Source organism: Stenotrophomonas sp. 17(2023) (assembly GCF_030345315.1).
GTDB lineage: Bacteria > Pseudomonadota > Gammaproteobacteria > Xanthomonadales > Xanthomonadaceae > Stenotrophomonas > Stenotrophomonas acidaminiphila.
The window spans coordinates 2,553,819-2,573,138 of the sequence record NZ_CP128405.1; the positions used below are offsets into that span (position 1 = coordinate 2,553,819).

Consider the following 19,320-nt stretch of genomic DNA (forward strand, 5'->3'; position numbering starts at 1 on the left):
CCCGTTGCCGGGCCGTCGGGGGTATCAGGCCACCCGGGCGCCTTCCAGGAAATCCTGGGCGAAGCGCTGCAGCACGCCGCCGGCCTCGTAGATCGCCACTTCCTCGTCGCTGTCCAGGCGGCAGGTCACCGGCACCTCGACGCGGCCACCATCGCGGCGGTGGATCACCAGGGTCAGGTCGGCGCGCGGGGTGCGCTGCCCGGCCACGTCGAAGGTCTCGGTGCCGTCGATGCCCAGGGTGTTGCGGTCGGTGCCCGGCTTGAACTCCAGCGGCAGCACGCCCATGCCGATCAGGTTGGTGCGGTGGATGCGCTCGAAGCCCTCGGCGACGATCGCTTCCACGCCCGCCAGGCGCACGCCCTTGGCGGCCCAGTCGCGCGAGCTGCCCTGGCCGTAGTCGGCACCGGCGATGATGATCAGCGGCTGCTTGCGCGCCATGTAGGTCTCGATCGCTTCCCACATGCGCATGACCTTGCCGTCCGGCTCCACCCGCGCCAGCGAGCCCTGCTTCACGCTGCCGTCGTCGTTGCGCACCATCTCGTTGAACAGCTTCGGGTTGGCGAAGGTGGCGCGCTGCGCGGTGAGGTGGTCGCCGCGGTGGGTGGCGTAGGAATTGAAGTCCTCTTCCGGCAGGCCCATCTTCGCCAGGTACTCGCCGGCGGCGCTGGACGGCAGGATTGCGTTGGACGGCGACAGGTGGTCGGTGGTGATGTTGTCCGGCAGCACGGCCAGCGGACGCATGCCGCGCAGCGTGCGCTCGCCGGCCAGCGCGCCCTCCCAGTACGGCGGGCGGCGGATGTAGGTGCTGCGCGGCCGCCAGTCGTACAGCGGGCTGACCTTGCCGCCATGCTCGACGCGCACGTTGAACATCGGGTTGTAGACGCTGCGGAACTGTTCCGGCTTGACCGAGGCCTTGACCACCGCGTCGATCTCGGCGTCCGACGGCCAGATGTCCTTCAGCCGCACGGCGTTGCCGTCGGCGTCCACGCCCAGCACGTCCTTCTCGATGTCGAAGCGCACGGTACCGGCGATGGCGTAGGCGATCACCAGCGGCGGCGAGGCCAGGAACGCCTGCTTGGCGTACGGGTGGATGCGGCCGTCGAAATTGCGGTTGCCCGACAGCACGGCGGTGGCGTACAGGTCGCGGTCGATGATCTCCTGCTGGATCTTCGGGTCCAGCGCGCCGCTCATGCCGTTGCAGGTGGTGCAGGCGAAGGCGACGATGCCGAAGCCCAGCTTTTCCAGCTCTGGCAGCAGGCCGGCCTCCTCCAGGTACAGCTGCACCGCCTTGGAACCGGGCGCCAGCGACGACTTCACCCACGGCTTGCGCACCAGCCCGCGCGCGTTGGCGTTGCGCGCCAGCAGGCCGGCGGCGATCACGTTGCGCGGGTTGGAGGTGTTGGTGCAGCTGGTGATGGCGGCGATGATCACCGCGCCGTCGGGCATCAGCCCCTGGGCTTCCTCGCCCTTGCCGCTTTCCAGCTTGGCCTCGTCGGCGATGCCGCGCTCGGCCAGGTCGGACACCGGCAGGCGCCGGTGCGGGTTGCTCGGGCCGGCCATGTTGCGCACGACCGCGGACAGGTCGAACTCGAGCACGCGCTCGTACTGCGCGGTGGCCAGCGCGTCGGCCCACAGCCCGGTGGTGCGGGCGTAGTTCTCCACCAGCGCCACCTGGGCTTCCTCACGGCCGGTCAGGCGCAGGTAGTCCAGGGTCTGTTGGTCGATGTAGAACATCGCCGCGGTCGCGCCGTATTCCGGGCACATGTTGGAGATGGTGGCGCGGTCGCCGATGGTCAGCGCCGCGGCGCCTTCGCCGAAGAATTCGAGGTAGGCCCCGACCACGCGCTCTTTGCGCAGGAACTCGGTCAGCGCCAGCACCACGTCGGTGGCGGTGATGCCCGGCTGCGGCCTGCCGCCGAGCCTGACGCCGACGATGTCCGGCAGGCGCATCCACGAGGCGCGGCCGAGCATCACGTTCTCGGCCTCCAGCCCGCCGACGCCGATGGCGATCACGCCCAGCGCATCGACGTGCGGGGTGTGGCTGTCGGTGCCGACGCAGGTGTCCGGGAACGCCACCCCGTCCTGCACGTAGACCACCGGCGACATCTTCTCCAGGTTGATCTGGTGCATGATGCCGTTGCCCGGCGGGATCACGTCCACGTTCTCGAAGGCCTGCTTGGTCCAGTCGATGAAGTGGAAGCGGTCTTCGTTGCGGCGGTCCTCGATGGCGCGGTTCTTGGCGAACGCATCCGGGTCGAAGCCGCCGCACTCCACCGCCAGCGAGTGGTCGACGATCAGCTGCACCGGCACCACCGGGTTTACCTTGGCCGGGTCGCCGCCCTTCTCGGCGATGGCGTCGCGCAGGCCGGCCAGGTCCACCAGCGCGGTCTGGCCGAGGATGTCGTGGCACACCACGCGCGCCGGGAACCACGGGAAATCCAGGTCGCGGCGGCGCTCGACCAGCTGCCTCAGCGAATCGGCCAGGGCGGCCGGATCGCAGCGGCGCACCAGGTTCTCGGCCAGCACGCGCGAGGTGTACGGCAAGGTGGCGTAGGCGCCGGGGGCGATGGCATCGACCGCCTCGCGGGCGTCGAAGTAGTCCAGCGCGGTGCCGGGAAGTTGCTTGCGGTGATCGGTGTTCATGGCTGGCCTGTGGGTCGGGTGGCTTGCGTGGGGGGCGGCAGCGACACGCCCGTGCTTCGCGGTGATCGCCGGGGTGCCGGCGGGGAGCGGACAGGGCCCGCTCCCGGGGAATGGCGACGCCCCCTCCCCGCAGGGGGGAGAGGGCGCGGGCGCGTCAGCCGCGCTGGTCCAGCGGCACGAAGGCCTGGTCTTCCGGACCGGTGTAGTTGGCGCTGGGGCGGATGATCTTCCCGTCGATGCGCTGCTCGATGATGTGCGCGCTCCAGCCGGCGGTGCGGGCGATCACGAACAGCGGGGTGAACATCGCGGTCGGCACGCCCATCATGTGGTAGCTGACGGCGCTGAACCAGTCCAGGTTCGGGAACATCTTCTTGATGTCCCACATCACCGTTTCCAGGCGCTCGGCGATGTCGTACATCTTCAGGTTCTGCTGTTCGGCCGACAGTTCGCGCGCCACGTCCTTGATCACCTTGTTGCGCGGATCGGACACGGTGTAGACCGGGTGGCCGAAGCCGATCACCACTTCCTTGCGCTCCACCCGCGCCTTGATGTCGGCCTCGGCCTCGTCCGGCGTCTCGTAGCGCTTCTGCACCTCGAACGCGACCTCGTTGGCGCCGCCGTGCTTGGGCCCGCGCAGCGCGCCGATGCCGCCGGTGATGGCGCTGTACATGTCGCTGCCGGTGCCGGCGATGACGCGGCAGGCGAAGGTGGAGGCGTTGAACTCATGCTCGGCGTACAGGATCAGCGAGGTGTGCATCGCCTTGACCCAGGACGCGCGCGGCTGCTCGCCGTGCAGCAGGTGCAGGAAGTGGCCGCCGATGGAGTCGTCGTCGGTCTCCACGTCGATGGCGCGGCCGTTGTGGCTCCAGTGGTACCAGTACAGCAGCATCGAGCCCAGGCAGGCCATCAGCTTGTCGGCGATGTCGCGCGCACCCGGATGGTTGTGGTCGTCCTTTTCCGGCGACACGCAGCCGAGCACCGACACGCCGGTGCGCATCACGTCCATCGGGTGCGCCGACGGCGGCAGTTCCTCGAGCGCGGCCTTGACCGCGGCGGGGATGCCGCGCAGCGCCTTCAGCTTGGCCTTGTAGGCGCGCAGCTCGGCCTTGTTCGGCAGCTTGCCGTGCACCAGCAGGTGGGCGATTTCCTCGAACTCGCTGGTGTTGGCCAGGTCCAGGATGTCGTAGCCGCGGTAGTGCAGGTCGTTGCCGCTGCGGCCGACGGTGCACAGCGCGGTGTTGCCGGCGGCGGTGCCGGACAGGGCGACGGACTTCTTGGGCTTGAAGCCGGGCGTGGCGGTGGTCTGTTCTGACATGGTCTTCTGCCTTTCGAGGGAAGGTTTACGGTTGTTTCTGCGGGTCGCCAGCCGGCGCCGCGGTGGCGCATTCCAGCAGTCGCTGCAGCATTTCGATCTGGCGGTTCTGCTGTTCGACCAGCAGCGCCCATTCGTGGGAGCGGAGTACGTCCAGCTTCTCGTGGATCTGCAGCACTTCCAGCTCCGCTTTCACGTTGACCTGGTAGTCGTTCTCGGCACGCATGCGGTCCACCGCCGCCTGCCGGTTCTGGCTCATCATGATGATCGGCGCCTGCACCGCGGCCAGGCACGACAGCACCAGGTTGAGCAGGATGTAGGGGTACGGGTCGAACGCCCTGGCCAACAGGAAGGTGTTGACCACCATCCACACCACCAGCACCACGCCGAAGCACAGGATGAAGGTCCAGCTGCCGCCGACCTCGGCGACGCGGTCGGCGACCCGCTCGCCCAGCGTGCGCGACTCGTGCAGCTCGCGGCGCACGTTGCGCGAGACCCGCCCGCCGGAGATGAAGCGTTCGACCACCACCCGTTCCTCGGGCGTCAGCTGCTCCAGGTCGCGTTGCAGCAGGCGCCGCGCGGTATCGCGGCGGTCGACACGGGTGCGGTGGGAGGACGGGGTCGCCATGGCAGGTATCAGGTGGCCGCAGGAACGGCCATCATGCGCCCTTCTGCGCGAACACCTTGTCCAGCTGCGCTTCGAAGGCGTGGTAGCCGATGCGGTCGTACAGCTCCTCGCGGGTCTGCATGGCATCGACCACGTTGCGCTGGTGGCCGTCGCGGCGGATCGCCTCGTACACATTCTCGGCGGCCTTGTTGGCGGCGCGGAACGCCGACAGCGGGAACAGCTGGATGGCGACGCCGGCCGAGGCCAGCTCGTCGCGGCTGAACAGCGGGGTCTTGCCGAACTCGGTGATGTTGGCCAGCACCGGCACCTTCACCGCGTCGACGAAACGGCGGTAGGTGTCCAGGTCGTAGGCGGCCTCGGCGAAGATGCCGTCGGCACCGGCCTCGACGCAGGCGATGGCGCGCTCGATGGCCGCGTCCACGCCTTCCATCTGGATGGCGTCGGTGCGGGCGATCAGGAAGAAGCCCGGGTCGGTCTTGGCATCGGCCGCGGCCTTGACCCGGTCGACCATCTCGCCCTGCGACACGATTTCCTTGCCCGGGCGGTGGCCGCAGCGCTTGGCGCCGACCTGGTCCTCGATGTGGCAGGCGGCGGCACCGGCCTTGATCAGCGACTTCACCGTGCGCGCGATGTTGAACGCGCTCGGGCCGAAGCCGGTGTCGATGTCCACCATCAGCGGCAGGTCGCACACGTCGGTGATGCGGCGCACGTCGACCAGCACGTCTTCCAGGGTGTTGATGCCTAGGTCCGGCAGCCCCAGCGAGCCGGCCGCGACGCCGCCGCCGGACAGGTAGATGGCCTTGTAGCCGGCGCGCTTGGCGAGCAGCGCGTGGTTGGCGTTGATCGCACCGATCACCTGCAGGGGCTTTTCGGCGGCCAGGGCGGCGCGGAACGCGGCGCCGGCGGAGGAAACGGACATGGCGGGACTCCTGGTATGGCGGTGGCGAAAGCGCCGTTCCGCGATGGCGCACAATCTGGCACCATCCAAACCATTGATCAATCTTGATTCAAACAATCAACATATACAGCGCCATGACCGAGCCCGCCGACCCCGAACTGATCCCCGCCAGCGACGCCTGCGCCCTGCTCGGGATCAGCCCGGCCACGCTGTACGCCTATGTCAGCCGCGGCCAGCTCAGCTCGCGGCCCGGGCCCGACCCGCGCAGCCGCGTCTATCTGCGCGCCGAGGTGGAACGGCTGGCGCAGCGCAAGCGCGCCGGCCGCGGCGCGGCACGCGGCGCGGCGCAGAGCCTGGACCGCGGCCTGCCGGTGCTGGAGACGCGGATCTCGCTGATCCGCCCGGACGGCCCGTACTACCGCGGCCGTTCGGCGGTGGCGGCGGCGCGCACCGGCGCCACCCTGGAGGACATCGCGCGGCTGCTGTGGGAATGCGAGGAACAGGACCCGTTCGCCGCGGCGCCGCCGCCGGCCTGGCCGCCGCGGGTGGCGGCGCTGGCGCTGGATACCGGCCTGCCGCCGCTGGAGCGCACCATGGCCTGCATTCCGCTGCTGGCGCTGGAGCAGCGGCAGTCGCTCAACGCCGCCGCGCCGGTGCGGCGCGAGGTGGCGGCGATGCTGCTGCGGCAGAACGCCGCGCTGCTGGTCGGCGTCCAGCCCGATGCACGGCCGGTGCACCGCCTGCTGGCCGATGCGTGGCGGCCCGGCGATGCCGGCTTCGCCGAACTGGTGCGCTCGGCACTGGTGCTGTGCGCCGACCACGAGCTGAACGTCTCAGCGTTCGCCGCGCGCGTGGTCGCCTCCACCGGCGCGCACCTGCACGCCACCGTCAGCGCCGGCCTGGCCGCGCTGTCCGGGCCGCGCCACGGCGGCGCCACCGCGCGCGCGCATGCGCTGCTGCTCGATGCCGAGGCCAGCGGCGCGCCGGCCGCGTTCATCGCCGAACGCTGGCGCCGCGGCGACGAACTGCCCGGCTTCAACCACCTGCTCTATCCCGACGGCGACCCGCGCGGCACCGAGGTGCTGCGCCAGCTGCGCGAACTGTGCGGCGAACAACCGCGCATGCGCCACGTCGAAGCGGTACTGGCCGCCACCGCCGAGCACAGCGGCCAGCACCCGAACATCGACGGCCTGCTGGCGGCAATTTGCTACGTGCACGGCCTGCCTGGCGCGCACGCGCTGGTGATGTTCGCCGCCGCGCGCCTGACCGGCTGGCTGGCGCACGCGCTGGAGCAGCAGGCGCTGGGCACCCTGATCCGACCGCGCGCACGCTACACCGGGTTGGCGCCTGGGCGCTGACCCCTGCGCCCAGGCATGCATCGGGCTCATGCCTGCCGCAGCTTATTCGCGTTGGTCGCCGCGGCGCGGGCTGCCTATGCTGCTGCACCTGTTGCCCCATGCCGATGCCAGCCATGCGCCCAGCCCCGCGGCGGCCCTGCCTCCTTGCCACACCCGTCCTCGGCCTGGTCCTGCTGGCCGCCTGCCACGCCCCGCAGGACGCCACGCCGGCCACTGCAGTCGCCACGCCCGTGCCTGCCGCACGTGCACCCTCCGCAACCCGCGGCACCGACGTGCCGGCCTGCGCGGCCAGCGACAGCGCCATGGACGGCTGGAACGAGCGCGCGCCGCCGCGCCGCATCTTCGGCAACACCTGGTACGTGGGCACCTGCGGCCTGACCGCCCTGCTGGTCACCTCCGACCAGGGCCACGTCCTCATCGATGGCGCCACCGCACCGGCCGGACCGTTGATCGACGCCAACATCCGCGCCCTGGGCTTCGACCCCGGCGACGTGAAGTACCTGCTCAACTCGCATGAACACCATGACCATGCGGCGGGCCTGGCCTACCTGCAGGGCGTGACCGGCGCCCCATTGCTGGCGCGCGCGCCGGCCGTCCACACCCTGCATACCGGGGTGAGCGGGCGCAGCGATCCGCAGCAGCTGGAGTTCAAGACCGGCTTCCCGGCGGTACCGGTGGTGCGCGCGCTCGACGATGGCCAGCCGGTGCGGGTCGGCGCCCTGGTCCTCACCCCGCACGCGACCCCCGGGCACACCCCCGGCGGCACCAGCTGGACCTGGCGCGCCTGCGAGGGCACGCGCTGCCTGGACATGGCCTATACCGACAGCGTCAGCGCACTCTCCGACCGGGAGTACCGCTACGGCGATCATCCGGCGATGGTCGCCGCCTTCCGCCGCGGCCTGGACACCCTCGCCGCCCTGCCCTGCGACATCCAGATCACCCCGCATCCGCTGGCCAGCAACCTGTTCGCACGCATGCAGGGCAGCGATGGTGCGCCGCTGGTCGATCCCGGCGCCTGCCGGCGCTACGCCGACACGGGCCGCGCCAACCTGGAAACACGGCTCGCGGCCGAGCGCACCGGCAGCCTGCCCTGAGCCCGGCCTGCGGGCCGCGTATCCGGCGGCGGCGCGCTCACGCGCGATGGGCGCACGCCAGTACCTGCCACGGCGCCGGGCACCCCTGCCGGCCCACGCCCGACAACGGCATGGGATCGCTGCCCGGCGGACGCGCTACCGCTGCGCCCAGCGCTGGATGATGGCGGCGATGGCCTGCACGCCATCGGTCAGTGCCGCTGGCCCCGGCTGCAGGATCAGCGGCGACTTGATCTCGTGCAGCTCGCCGTCGCGCACCGCGCGGATCGCCGCCCAGCCCGGGCGTGCGGCCACGCGTTCGGGGCGGAACTTCTTGCCGCACCACGAACCGATGATGATTTCCGGGTCGCGCGCGATCACCGGCGCGCCATCGGCGAGGATCCGCGCCCTGGCCAGCGGCTCGCGCGACAGCTCGGGGAAGACGTCGATGCCACCGGCGATCTCCACCAGCTCCGCGCCCCACTGGATGCCGGTGATGATCGGCTCGTCCCACTCCTCCACGTACACCCGTGGCCGCCGCGGCAGCCGCGCCGCCTGTGCGGCGATGGCGTCCAGCCCGCGCTGCAGTTCGCCGGCATAGGCGTCGGCGCGCGCGCCCACGCCGACCAGCGCACCGAGCCGGCGGATGTAGTCGAGGATGCCGGCCACGCTGCGGTGGTTGGCGATCCACACCTCCACCCCGCGGCGGATCAGCTCGGCGGCGATGTCGGCCTGGATGTCGGAGAATCCGATCGCCAGGTCCGGCCGCAGCGCGAGGATCTCCTCCACCTTGGCGCTGGTGAAGGCGCTGACCTTGGGTTTGTCGCGGCGCGCCTGCGGCGGGCGCACGGTGAAGCCGCTGATGCCGACGATGCGGTCCTGTTCGCCCAGTGCGTACAGGGTCTCGGTCGGCTCCTCGGTCAGGCAGACGATGCGGCGCGGTCCGCTCATGGCGTGGCGAACTCCAGCGCCTCGACGAACACCGCCGGGCTGTTCCACGGGTGATGCGCGGCGATGCCCTGGTCGAGCACGCGCTGCAGCCGCGCGCGGTCGCCCGGCACCCCGCGCGGAAGGCAGAACTCCAGCCGCACGCTCGGTTCGCTCACCAGCTCGCCGACCTCGCCCACCACGCTGGCGGTGCCGGGCAGCGCGCGGAACTGCTCACGCCCCGGCGCCGACTCCCACATGCCGTGGGCATAACCGCCGGCGGCCAGGTCGTCGACCGCGAGGATGCCGCGCTTGAGCGCCTGCAGGTGCGCCGGCGGCACGAACACGGTGACGCGGTAGACCGGGTGCAGGCGCAGGCCGCTCACGGATACAGCAGCCGCTTGCTCCAGGCACCGGCGGCATCGGCCTCGTAGCACCAGCGCTCGTGCAGGCGGAAGCTCACGCCGTACCAGAACTCGATGCGCTGCGGGACCACGCGGATGCCGCTCCAGCCATCCGGGCGCGGCACGTCGCGCCCCTCGAAGCGCGCCTCGAAGTTGCGCAGGCGCTCCTCGAACTCCTCGCGCGAACCCAGCGTCTGCGACTGCATCGAGGCCCATGCGCCGATCTGGCTCATGCGCGGGCGCGAGGCGAAATAGGCGTCGGCCTCGGCCGCGGACACCAGCTGCGCATCGCCGTCGATCCGCACCTGGATGCCGGCCGCGCGCAGGCTGCGCCACAGGAACAGCAGCGCCGCCTGGCGGTTGGCGTGCAGTTCGCGGCCCTTGCGGCTGTCCAGGTGGGTGTAGAACACGAAGCCGCGTTCGTCGAAGGCCTTGAGCAGCACGGTGCGCGCCGATGGCCGGCCATCGACGTCGGCCGTGGCCACGGTCATCGCGCCGGGCTCGATTTCATTGCTGGCCTTGGCCTCCTCGAACAAGTCGGCGAAGGTCGAAAGCGCTTCTGCGTACAGATCGGTCATGGCTCCACTTCGTACGGCACGGGTTTGGGCTATTGTGGCGCCATGTCGTCCGTTCCGCACCGCTTCTCCGCACGCCGCTTCCCGCAGGCCCTGGCCGCACAGGCGCTGGACGAGGCGCTGGCCAGCGGCGGCGACACCCCGGTACTGGCGATCAGCGGCCTGCAGGGCAGCGGCAAATCCACGCTGGCGGCACAGGTGGTGGAGCTGGCGCAGGCGCGCGGGCTGCGCGCCGCGGCGCTGTCGATCGACGATGTCTACCTGACCCGCGCCGAGCGCCAGCGCCTGGCCGGGCGCGTGCATCCGCTGCTGGCCACGCGCGGCCCGCCGGGTACGCACGACCTGCCGCTGGCGCTGGCAACGCTGGACGCGGCCCGCGCCGGCCGGCCATTCGCGCTGCCGCGCTTCGACAAGCTTGCCGACGAGCGCGTGGCGCAGGCGCAGTGGCAGCAGGTCCAGCGCCTGGACCTGCTGGTGTTCGAAGGCTGGTTCCTGGGCACGCCGCCGGAAACCGACGACGCCCTGCGCGCGCCGCTGAACGCGCTGGAGCGCGATGCCGATGCGGACGGCACCTGGCGGCGCTGGTGCAACCAGGCGCTGGCCGACGGCTACCCCGCGCTGTGGCAGCGCTGCGACCGGCTGTGGTTCCTGCAGCCACCGGGCTTCTCGGTGGTACCCAACTGGCGCTGGCAGCAGGAGCAGGCGCTGCAGCAGGCCGCGCCCGGGCGCACCGGCATGAACCGCGCGCAGGTCGAGCGGTTCGTGCAGTTCTACGAACGCGTCAGCCGGCAGGCGCTGCGCTGCCTGCCGGGCATCGCCGACCGCAGCATCGCGCTGGATGCGCAACGCCGCGTGCTGTAGCGCGGGCTACTGCACCAGGAACGTCACCCGCAGGTTGACCCGCCATTCGGTGATGTTGCCGTCGCCATCGGTGACCACCTTGGTCTCGTTGATCCATGCGCCCTGGATGCCCTTGACCGTCTCGGCCACCTTCTTCAGGCCACTGCGCACCGCGTCCTCGACGCTGGCGCTCGACGACGCGCTGACTTCGATGATTTTCGCCACTGCCATGTCCGCCTCCGTTGGTTGCACCACGAACCACTCGTGGTGCCCGCGAGCTTGGCTGCTACCGTGTTAACGCACCGACACGGTGCTAGCATCGACCGGCAATGAATCCCGCCCCCAACGTCATCCTGGTCGGCCCCATGGGCGCCGGCAAAACCTGCATCGGCCGCCGCCTGGCCGAGCGTTTCGGGCTGGAGTTCGTCGATGCCGACCAGGCCATCGTCGACGAGGTGGGTTCGTCGATCCCGGCCATCTTCGAGAACGTCGGCGAGGCCGGTTTCCGCGCACACGAAAAGCGCGTGCTGGCCCGGCTGCTGGAGCGTGGCGGGCAGCTGGTCTCGACCGGCGGCGGCGCGGTGCTCGATGCCGACAACCGCCAGCGGATCCGCCAGCGTGGCTTCGTGGTGTGGCTGCGGGTGGGCGTGGCCGCGCAGCTGCAGCGCCTGCAGCGCGACAAGACCCGCCCGCTGCTGCAGCGCGAGGACCGCGAACAGGTGCTCGAAGCCATGGCCACGCTGCGCGATCCGCTGTACCACGAGGTCGCCGACCTGGTCGTCGACACCGATCCCTATTCCCCCGCCGAGGCCACCGCACACCTGGTCGTGCGCCTGGCCGCGCAGTGGCAGAACCCGGAACTCCGCGCATGAGCCATGCCCCCCGCACCGTCGCCGTCGGCGGCGACTGCCCGTACCTGATCCACATCGGCCCCGGCCTGCTCGGCGCGGGCGACCTGCTGGCCGGCGCCATCCGCGGCCGCCACGTGCTGCTGGTCAGCGACGACACCGTGGCGCCACTGTACCTGGCGCGGGTGCGCGCCGCGCTGCTGCAGGCGCGTCCGGACCTGGCGATCGGCCAGTACCTGATTCCCGCCGGCGAAGCATCCAAGACCCTGCACCACTTCGGCGGCGCGATCGACGCGCTGGCCACGCTCGGCGCCACCCGCGACGCCTGCGTGCTGGCGCTGGGCGGCGGCGTTGTCGGCGACCTGGCCGGCTTCGCCGCGGCCTGCTGGATGCGCGGCGTGGACTGCGTGCAGCTGCCCACCACCCTGCTGTCGATGGTGGACTCCTCGGTCGGCGGCAAGACCGCGGTGGACATCGCCCAGGGCAAGAACCTGGTCGGCGCGTTCCACCCGCCGCGCGCGGTGATCGCCGACACCGCCGCGCTGCGCACCCTGCCCGCGCGCGAACTGCGCGCCGGGCTGGCCGAGGTCATCAAGTACGGCTGCATCCGCGATCCGCTGTTCTTCCAGTGGCTGCAGGCCGAACGCGACGCGCTGCTGGCCGGCGACGACGCGGCGCTGGCGCAGGCCATCGCCCGCAGCTGCGAGCACAAGGCCGAAATCGTCGCGCGCGACCCGCTGGAGAAGGGCGAGCGCGCCCTGCTCAACCTCGGCCACACCTTCGGCCACGCCATCGAGACCGCGCAGGGCTACGGCGCGCCGGGCAATGACAACCTCAACCACGGCGAAGCAGTGGCGGTGGGCATGGTGCTGGCGGCGCGGCTGTCGGCCGCGCTGGGCATGGCCGGCGCCGATGCCGCCGACGGGCTGCGCGACCTGCTGCGGGCCTACGGCCTGCCGGTGGCGATCCCGGCCGGGCTCGACCCCGGAGCCCTGCTCGCGCACATGCGCCTGGACAAGAAGAACATCGCCGGGCGCCTGCGCCTGGTGCTGTGGCGCGGCATCGGCCGGGCCGAAGTGGTGCCGGACGTGGACGAGGCGGCGGTGCTGGCGGTGCTGCGCGCCGGCTGACGCCGCGCTGGCGGCCGGCGCTGGCGTGGCAATGCCACCCGGCCCCGACGCGGCCGGCTACAATCAGCACCATGCGCGTCTACCTGCAGCAGCCGCCCAGCGGCAACGAATCCCCCCGCTACGTGCAGCTTTCGCTGTTGCCGGACCTGCTCGGCGGCTGGGAGCTGCTGCGCGAGACCGGGCAGACCGGCGGCCGCGCGCAGCTGCGCCGCGAGCTGTTCCTGCAGCAGGACGAAGCCCGCCACGCCTTCGAGAAGGCACGCGACGCGCAGATCAAGCGCGGTTTCCAGGTCGTGTTCGCCAGCGGCGAGCCGCACCCCTGACCGGCCCCGGCGCCATGCGCGCCGCCCCGGCCCAACGGCCACGTTCCAAGGAGTTTTCCGTGACCAGCCCCCTTCGCAACGACCGCTTCCTGCGCGCCCTGCGCCGCGAGCCGGTGGACTGCACGCCCGTCTGGCTGATGCGCCAGGCCGGCCGCTACCTGCCGGAGTACCGCGCCACCCGCGCCCGCGCCGGCAGCTTCCTGGGGATGGCCAAGAACCCGGAGGTCGCCTGCGAGGTGACGCTGCAGCCGCTGCAGCGGTTCGACCTGGACGCGGCCATCCTGTTCTCCGACATCCTCACCGTGCCCGACGCGATGGGCCTGGGCCTGTACTTCGCCGAGGGCGAGGGCCCGAAGTTCCACCATCCGGTGCGCGACGCCGCGGCCATCGCCCGGCTGGCGGTGCCGGACATGGAGACCGAGCTGGGCTACGTGATGGACGCGGTGCGGCTGATCCGTCGCGAGCTGGACGGCAAGGTTCCGCTGATCGGCTTCTCCGGCAGTCCGTGGACGCTGGCCTGCTACATGGTCGAGGGCGGCGGCAGCAAGGACTACGCGCGGATCAAGGCGATGGCGCTGAACGAACCGGCGGCGCTGCACCAGCTGCTGCGGGTGGTGACCGACGCGGTCGTCGCCTACCTGGCGGCGCAGCGCGCGGCCGGCGCGCAGGCGCTGCAGGTCTTCGACACCTGGGGCGGCGTGCTGTCGCCGGCGATGTACCGCGAATTCTCGCTGCCCTACCTGGCGCGCATCGCCCATGAGCTGGAGCGCGGCCAGGGCGCGCAGCGCACGCCGCTGATCCTGTTCGGCAAGGGTACCGGCCAGTACGTGGCCGAGCTGGCCGCCACCGGCGCCGAAGGCGTGGGCGTGGACTGGACCATCTCGCTGGAGGACGCCGCGCGCGCCACCGCCGGCAAGGTCGCGCTGCAGGGCAACCTGGACCCGACCACGCTGTACGGCTCGCCGGAGGCCATCGCCCGCGAGGCCGGCAAGGTGCTGGACAGCTATGCCGCCGGCAACGGCGGCTCGCGCGAGGGCCACGTGTTCAACCTGGGCCACGGCATGTCGCCGGACATGAACCCCGAGCACGTGGCGGTGCTGGTGGACGCCGTGCACCGGCTCAGCCGCCGCTGAGCGCCCGGGCCCGGGCGCGGCCAGGCCCGCCCGGGCCGTCCCGATCCACACCCGGCGCCGCGCCCCGGCACCGGCGCATGCGCGGTACCTGCACGCGCGGACCCGGACAATGGCGGCCCCACCCCGGCCATGAGCGCGCCTGATGTCCACGCCCCCGTCCAGCCCACTGCCCGCCGCTGATCCGCACAAGCCACTGCTGTGGCTGGTCTCGCTGGCGATCTTCATGCAGATGCTGGATTCGACCATCGTCAACACCGCGTTGCCGGCGATGGCGCGCAGCCTGGGCGAGAGCCCGCTGCAGATGCAGTCGGTGGTATTCAGCTATGCGCTGGCGGTGGCCAGCTTCATCCCGGCCTCGGGCTGGATCGCCGACCGGGTCGGCACCCGCCGCACGTTCCTGGCGGCGATCGTGCTGTTCACCCTGGGCTCGCTGGCCTGCGCGCTGTCGCCGACGCTGCACTGGCTGGTGGCCGCGCGCGTGCTGCAGGGTATCGGTGGCGCGATGCTGCTGCCGGTGGGGCGGCTGGCGGTGATGCGCTCGGTGCCGCGCGAGCAGTTCCTGTCGGCGATGAGCTTCATCGCGATCCCGGCGCTGGTCGGTCCGCTGCTGGGGCCGACGCTGGGCGGCTGGCTGGTGCAGGCCGCATCGTGGCACTGGATCTTCCTGATCAACCTGCCGATCGGGCTGGCCGGGCTGTTGGCCGCGCTGCGGATCATGCCCGACCACTACGGCCAGGAACGGCATCATTTCGATCTGGCCGGCTACCTGATGCTGGCGTTCGGCATGGTCGCGCTGTCGCTGGCGCTGGACGGCGCCTCCGGCTTCGGCTCGGCGCATGCGCTGGTGCTGCTGCTGGCGGTGGTCGGCATCGCCGCGCTGGCCGGCTACTGGCTGCACGCGGCCGGGCGCAGCGATGCGCTGTTTCCGCTGACCCTGTTCCGGATCGCCAGCTTCCGCATCGGCATCCTAGGCAACCTGTTCTCGCGCATCGGCAGCGGCGCCATGCCCCTGCTGATCCCGCTGCTGCTGCAGGTGGGCCTGGGCATGAGCCCGATGACGGCGGGCATGATGATGATCCCGGTGGCACTGGCCGGCATGGCCGCCAAGCGCATGGCGGTGACCCTGGTGGAACGTTTCGGCTACCGCCGCATCCTGATGATCAACACCGTGTGCGTGGGCCTGGCGATGGCCAGCTTCATGTTCGTCAGCGAACGACAGCCGCTGCCGCTGCAACTGCTGCAGCTGGCATTGTTCGGCGCCTTCAACTCGATGCAGTTCACGGTGATGAACACGGTCACCCTGCGCGACCTCGATGCCGGGCAGGCCAGCAGCGGCAACAGCCTGCTGTCGATGGTGATGATGCTGGCCACCGGCTTCGGCGCGGCCGCCGCCGGCAGCCTGCTGTCCGCCTTCGGCACCCATCTCGTTGGCCACGGTGCCAGCGCCGCGCTGCACGCCACGTTCGTCTGCGTCGGCGCGATCACGCTCAGCTCGACCCTGGTGTTCTGGCAGTTGCCGGAAAACCGACCGCACCCGCGCGCGGTCGAGGAAGTGGTGGAGTAGTCAGTCCGCGGCCGGCGCCGCCGGTGCGCCCTTCGGGCGCCAGGCCGCGGCGATGGCCGCCACCAGCATCTCGCCGGTCACCGGCTTGCGCAGGAACCCGTCGAAGCCCGCCGCGCGCGCCTGCTGCTCGGCGGCGCCATCGGCACGCGCGGTCACCGCCACCAGCGGAAAGTGATGGCCCTGGCCGCGCAGCTGCGCCGCCAGCGCCATGCCATCGAGCGCCGGCAGGTCCAGGTCGAGCAGGCCGATGTCGAACGGCCACGCCGCCACTTCGGCCAGCGCCGCCAGGCCATGCAGCGCATGCACCACCTGGTGGCCGCGCGCGCGCAGCAGGCCGGCGATGACATCGGCCACGGTCGGGTCGTCCTCGACCAGCAGGATGCACAGGCTGCCTTCCGGGCCCTGCCCCGGCGCACGTGCCGGTCCGGACCCTTCGCCGGCAAGCGGCGTCCACGGCAGCGGCAGCTCGACGATGAAGCGCGCGCCCGCGCCCAGCCGGCTGTCGATGCGGATGCTGCCGCCCATGGCCGCCGCCAGCTCCTGGCAGATCGCCAGCCCCAGCCCGCTGCCGCCGTAGCGCGAGGCGGTCTGCGGCCCTTCGGCCTGTTCGAAGCGGCGGAACAGCCGCGCCTGCTGCTCGGCGGTGATGCCCGGGCCGGTATCGCTGACCTGCAGGCGGATGCCGGCGCCTTCCGGCAGCAGCTCCACCCCCAGCCCGACCTGGCCATGCCCGGTGAACTTGGCGGCATTGCCGAGCAGGTTCATCAGGATCTGGCGCAGGCGCATGGCGTCCCCGGTCACCCGCACCGGCATCGGCAGGCGCGGCTCCTGCACGAACAGCAGCCCGCGCTTGCGCACCACCGGCGCGATCAGCGCGGCGACCTCGTCCAGCAGCGGCGCCAGCTCGAACGGCTGGCTGTCCAGCTCCAGGCGGCCGGCCTCGATGCGCGCCAGGTCGAGCGAATCGTTGACCAGCTGCAGCAGGTGGATGCCCGCCTGCTGGATCGAACCGGCATAGCGGCGCTGGGTATCGTCCAGCCGGGTATCGAGCAGCAGTTCGGTCATGCCCAGCACGCCGGTCATCGGCGTGCGCACCTCGTGCCCGAACGTGGCCAGGAAGCGGGTCTTGGCCGAGGAGGCCTGTTCGGCCAGTTCGCGCCGCTGTTCGGCCAGTTGCCATTCACTGCGCCGCTGCAGGCGCGCGCGGTAGGCCAGCACCGCGATGCCCAGCGCCAGGGCCGCGGCCAGCGCGTAGGCGGCCATCGCCCAGCCGCTGCGCCACCAGGGCGGCGCGACCTCGATCCGCACGTCGGGGGTGGCGATCCAGCCGCCGCCGGGCACCGCGCCCTGGATCTGCAGGGTGTAGCTGCCCGGCGCCAGGCGCGGGAATACGCGTTCGCCGCTGGCGCCGGCATTGACCCAGTCCGGGTCGTAGCCGCTCAGCCGGAACCGGTACTGGTTGTTGGTGGAGTCGGCGAACGCCAGCAACCGCGCCACCACATGCAGGTCGCGGTCTCCGTCCTTGATCCGCAGCACCGGCTGCCCGGAGAGGTCGTGCATGCGGTCGCCGCGGTGCACGCTGATCCGCTCGATCACCAACGGCGGCCGCCGCGCCGGCGGCCCGACCTGGGCCGGGTCGAACAGCACCACGCCTTCGGGAGTGCCGCCGGCAATCTGGCCGCTGCGCGCCTGCACCAGGCCACGGCGCCGGAACTCCTGCCCCGGCAGGCCGTCGTGCACGCCATACAGGCGCACCGAACGCCGCTGCGGATCGACCCGGATCAGGCCGCGCGCGCTGCTCGCCCAGGCAATGCCGCGGTCGTCGATGACCAGCCCGCCGGCGGCCAGCATGGGGTAGCCCTGGTCGGCGCCGATGCCGTCCTCCCAGTGCAGTTGCCCGCCGTCCCAGCGGTAGCGCTCCAAGCGCCCGAGCAGGGCCACCCACACCGTGCCGTTGGCGCCGACGTTGAAGGCGTGCGCCGGTACCTGCGGTCCCCCCGGCACCGGCGCGAAGGCGCCGGCCTGCGGCTGCCACGCCAACAGCCCGGTGGCGCCGGACAGCCACACCCCGCTGCCGGGTCCGCACTGCATGTCCTGCAGCGCGCCCTGCGGCAGGCCGTGCTGGCCCGGCGCCAGGTGCAGGATGACGCGGCCCTGCGCATCGCGCTGCTGGATGCCGCCGTCCTCCGAATAGATCCACACCTGGCCATCGCAGATCCGCACGATGTCGCCATCGCCGACCATCGCCGCATCCACCGCATCGCCATGCTGCCAGCGGCGCACCGCTCCGCCGCGCGGGTCGTAGCGCACCAGCGTGTCCAGGCTGCCGATCCAGACCCGGCCCTGCGGGTCTTCGGCCACCGACTGCGGCCAGTGGATGCCGTCCACCGGTTGCAGGTGGTGTTCGACCGCGCCGCTGGCCGGATCGAGCCGGTCCAGCGCGCCGCGGGTACCCACCACCCAGATGCCGCCGGAAGCGGAGGCGGCCATCGCCAGCGCATACGGATTGCGCAGCGAGGATGGGTCGTCCAGGTGCCGCGCCAACACCGAGAACTGCCGCCAGTTCGGCGACAGGTGCCACAGGCCGGCATTGGTGCTGGCAAACCACAGGCCCCCGTCGCGGTCCTCGTAGGCGGTGCTCCAGTTGGGCTTGACCATCCCGCGTTCCTGCGCGCTGTACAGCGGCACGTTGTTGACCTCCGCGCCGTTGCGGCTGCGGCCCAGGCCCTGCAGCGTGTCCAGCCAGTAGTTGCCGTCGCTCGCGTACTGCAGCACGTTGAGCACGTGGCCGTACTCCGAACCGGGCCACTGCATGCGCTCGAAACGCCCGTCGCGATGGCGCACCACCACCCCGCCGTTGGTCGCGATCCACAGCCGCTGGGCGCCGTCGACCTTCAGGCCGTTGATCCGTGGCGACGGCAGCACCGCCTCGCCCTCGCGCTCGAAGCCGCTGCCGGTCCAGCGCGCCAGCCCGCCCTTGCTGCCCACCCACAGCACGCCGTCCGGGGTGACCGCCAGGTAGGCGATGGACGCCGACGGCAGGCTGTCGGGCTGCCCGGGGACCGGCATGAAGCGCTGGAGCGTGCCATCCACGGCCACCCGGTAGAGGCCGGCGGTCGGGGTGCCGAACCAGACGCTGCCATCGGGCGTGGAGGCGATGCTCCACACGGTATTGCTGGCGATCTGCGGATACGTCTCGCGGTCGAAGAAGCGGAAGCTGCGGCGATCGGCCGACAGCATCCCCAGGCCCGCGTTCTGGGTGCCGAACCAGAGCCGGTTGCCGGCGTCCACGTGCAGGCTCCAGATCAGGTTGTCGCGCAGGCCGTCCTCGGCGCGCCAGATGCGGAAATTGCGCCCGTCGAAGCGCGCCAGCCCGTCGTGGCTGGCCAGCCACATGTAGCCGCGCCGGTCCTCGGCGAACGCATTGATGTTGGCCGACGGCAGCCCATCGGCCACGCCCAGCCGACGCGGCTGCGGGGTGATCGGCACCTCGGCCGCGGCCTGCGCCGCCCCCAGCATCAGCAACAGGCACAGCAACCCGCGCCACCACGCCCTCATCGCCGGCTCTCCGCGCGCGCGGTCGCGGGCAGGCACACGGCGGCGGCGGCCGTGCACGCCGGTGCCGGTCCGCTGGTTTCGTTGCTGCCCCTGGTTCCCATCCGTCGCC

The 19,320-nt window shown here is 71.7% G+C and carries 17 protein-coding genes; 8 read left to right on the top strand and 9 right to left on the bottom strand.

Annotated features, from left to right (window positions below):
* Positions 1-24 precede the first annotated feature (24 nt).
* The 4 genes from acnD to prpB form a co-directional block, all read right to left on the bottom strand.
* Positions 25-2,643: a Fe/S-dependent 2-methylisocitrate dehydratase AcnD gene (gene acnD / locus QQA12_RS11550; RefSeq protein WP_226049375.1), complete on the bottom strand. Its 2,619-nt coding sequence runs from the start codon at positions 2,641-2,643 to the stop codon at positions 25-27.
* A gap of 154 nt (positions 2,644-2,797) precedes the next feature.
* On the bottom strand, positions 2,798-3,958 hold the full coding sequence (gene prpC, locus QQA12_RS11555; RefSeq protein WP_054667045.1) for a 2-methylcitrate synthase: 1,161 nt from the start codon (positions 3,956-3,958) through the stop codon (positions 2,798-2,800).
* A gap of 25 nt (positions 3,959-3,983) precedes the next feature.
* Entirely contained in the window at positions 3,984-4,583 is a 600-nt protein-coding gene (locus tag QQA12_RS11560; RefSeq protein WP_056931319.1) for a DUF1003 domain-containing protein, read from the bottom strand.
* 31 nt (positions 4,584-4,614) lie between these two features.
* Positions 4,615-5,502: a methylisocitrate lyase gene (gene prpB, locus QQA12_RS11565; RefSeq protein WP_054667048.1), complete on the bottom strand. Its 888-nt coding sequence runs from the start codon at positions 5,500-5,502 to the stop codon at positions 4,615-4,617.
* A gap of 113 nt (positions 5,503-5,615) precedes the next feature.
* Here prpB and QQA12_RS11570 point away from each other — a divergent pair, with 113 nt between their 5' ends.
* Positions 5,616-6,839 (top strand): citrate synthase family protein, encoded by a 1,224-nt coding sequence (locus QQA12_RS11570; RefSeq protein ID WP_056931318.1) that lies wholly within the window; start codon positions 5,616-5,618, stop codon positions 6,837-6,839.
* A gap of 230 nt (positions 6,840-7,069) precedes the next feature.
* Positions 7,070-7,933, top strand: coding sequence for a subclass B3 metallo-beta-lactamase (gene bla, locus QQA12_RS11575; protein ID WP_233324865.1), 864 nt, complete (start codon positions 7,070-7,072; stop codon positions 7,931-7,933).
* Between the two features lie 135 nt (positions 7,934-8,068).
* Here bla and QQA12_RS11580 read toward each other — a convergent pair whose 3' ends face one another.
* From QQA12_RS11580 to pdxH, 3 genes are read right to left on the bottom strand one after another with little or no spacing between them, the layout of a single operon-like run.
* Positions 8,069-8,860, bottom strand: a complete 792-nt coding sequence (locus QQA12_RS11580; protein WP_226049377.1) for a cobalamin-binding protein — start codon at positions 8,858-8,860, stop codon at positions 8,069-8,071.
* On the bottom strand, positions 8,857-9,222 hold the full coding sequence (locus QQA12_RS11585; RefSeq protein WP_225546637.1) for a hypothetical protein: 366 nt from the start codon (positions 9,220-9,222) through the stop codon (positions 8,857-8,859). Before QQA12_RS11585 ends, QQA12_RS11580 begins: the two co-directional genes overlap by 4 nt.
* Positions 9,219-9,818, bottom strand: a complete 600-nt coding sequence (gene pdxH, locus QQA12_RS11590) for a pyridoxamine 5'-phosphate oxidase (protein WP_054667053.1) — start codon at positions 9,816-9,818, stop codon at positions 9,219-9,221. Before pdxH ends, QQA12_RS11585 begins: the two co-directional genes overlap by 4 nt.
* Positions 9,819-9,860: 42 nt before the next feature.
* On the opposite strand from pdxH, the gene QQA12_RS11595 reads away from it, so the two are divergent.
* Positions 9,861-10,676 carry a kinase gene (locus tag QQA12_RS11595; protein ID WP_226049378.1) on the top strand — a complete coding sequence of 272 codons (816 nt, stop codon included), beginning with the start codon at positions 9,861-9,863 and terminating at the stop codon, positions 10,674-10,676.
* A gap of 6 nt (positions 10,677-10,682) precedes the next feature.
* Here the strand turns inward: QQA12_RS11595 and QQA12_RS11600 are convergent, their stop codons facing one another.
* Positions 10,683-10,886: a dodecin domain-containing protein gene (locus QQA12_RS11600; RefSeq protein ID WP_054667057.1), complete on the bottom strand. Its 204-nt coding sequence runs from the start codon at positions 10,884-10,886 to the stop codon at positions 10,683-10,685.
* A gap of 98 nt (positions 10,887-10,984) precedes the next feature.
* On the opposite strand from QQA12_RS11600, the gene QQA12_RS11605 reads away from it, so the two are divergent.
* The 5 genes from QQA12_RS11605 to mdtD all read left to right on the top strand — a co-directional run bounded on the left by QQA12_RS11605 (position 10,985) and on the right by mdtD (position 15,653).
* Positions 10,985-11,527, top strand: a complete 543-nt coding sequence (locus QQA12_RS11605; protein WP_226049379.1) for a shikimate kinase — start codon at positions 10,985-10,987, stop codon at positions 11,525-11,527.
* Entirely contained in the window at positions 11,524-12,633 is a 1,110-nt protein-coding gene (gene aroB / locus QQA12_RS11610; protein WP_226049380.1) for a 3-dehydroquinate synthase, read from the top strand. The genes QQA12_RS11605 and aroB overlap by 4 nt, the downstream gene beginning before the upstream one ends.
* Positions 12,634-12,704: 71 nt before the next feature.
* Complete coding sequence (locus tag QQA12_RS11615) at positions 12,705-12,956, top strand: WGR domain-containing protein (protein WP_054667062.1); 252 nt, start codon at positions 12,705-12,707, stop codon at positions 12,954-12,956.
* A gap of 14 nt (positions 12,957-12,970) precedes the next feature.
* A complete protein-coding gene (hemE, locus tag QQA12_RS11620; protein ID WP_226049381.1) occupies positions 12,971-14,089 on the top strand; it encodes a uroporphyrinogen decarboxylase in 1,119 nt (372 codons plus the stop codon).
* 142 nt (positions 14,090-14,231) lie between these two features.
* Entirely contained in the window at positions 14,232-15,653 is a 1,422-nt protein-coding gene (mdtD, locus tag QQA12_RS11625; protein WP_226049382.1) for a multidrug transporter subunit MdtD, read from the top strand.
* Here mdtD and QQA12_RS11630 read toward each other — a convergent pair whose 3' ends face one another.
* Positions 15,654-19,211: an ATP-binding protein gene (locus QQA12_RS11630; protein ID WP_226049383.1), complete on the bottom strand. Its 3,558-nt coding sequence runs from the start codon at positions 19,209-19,211 to the stop codon at positions 15,654-15,656.
* Positions 19,212-19,320: the final 109 nt, after the last annotated feature.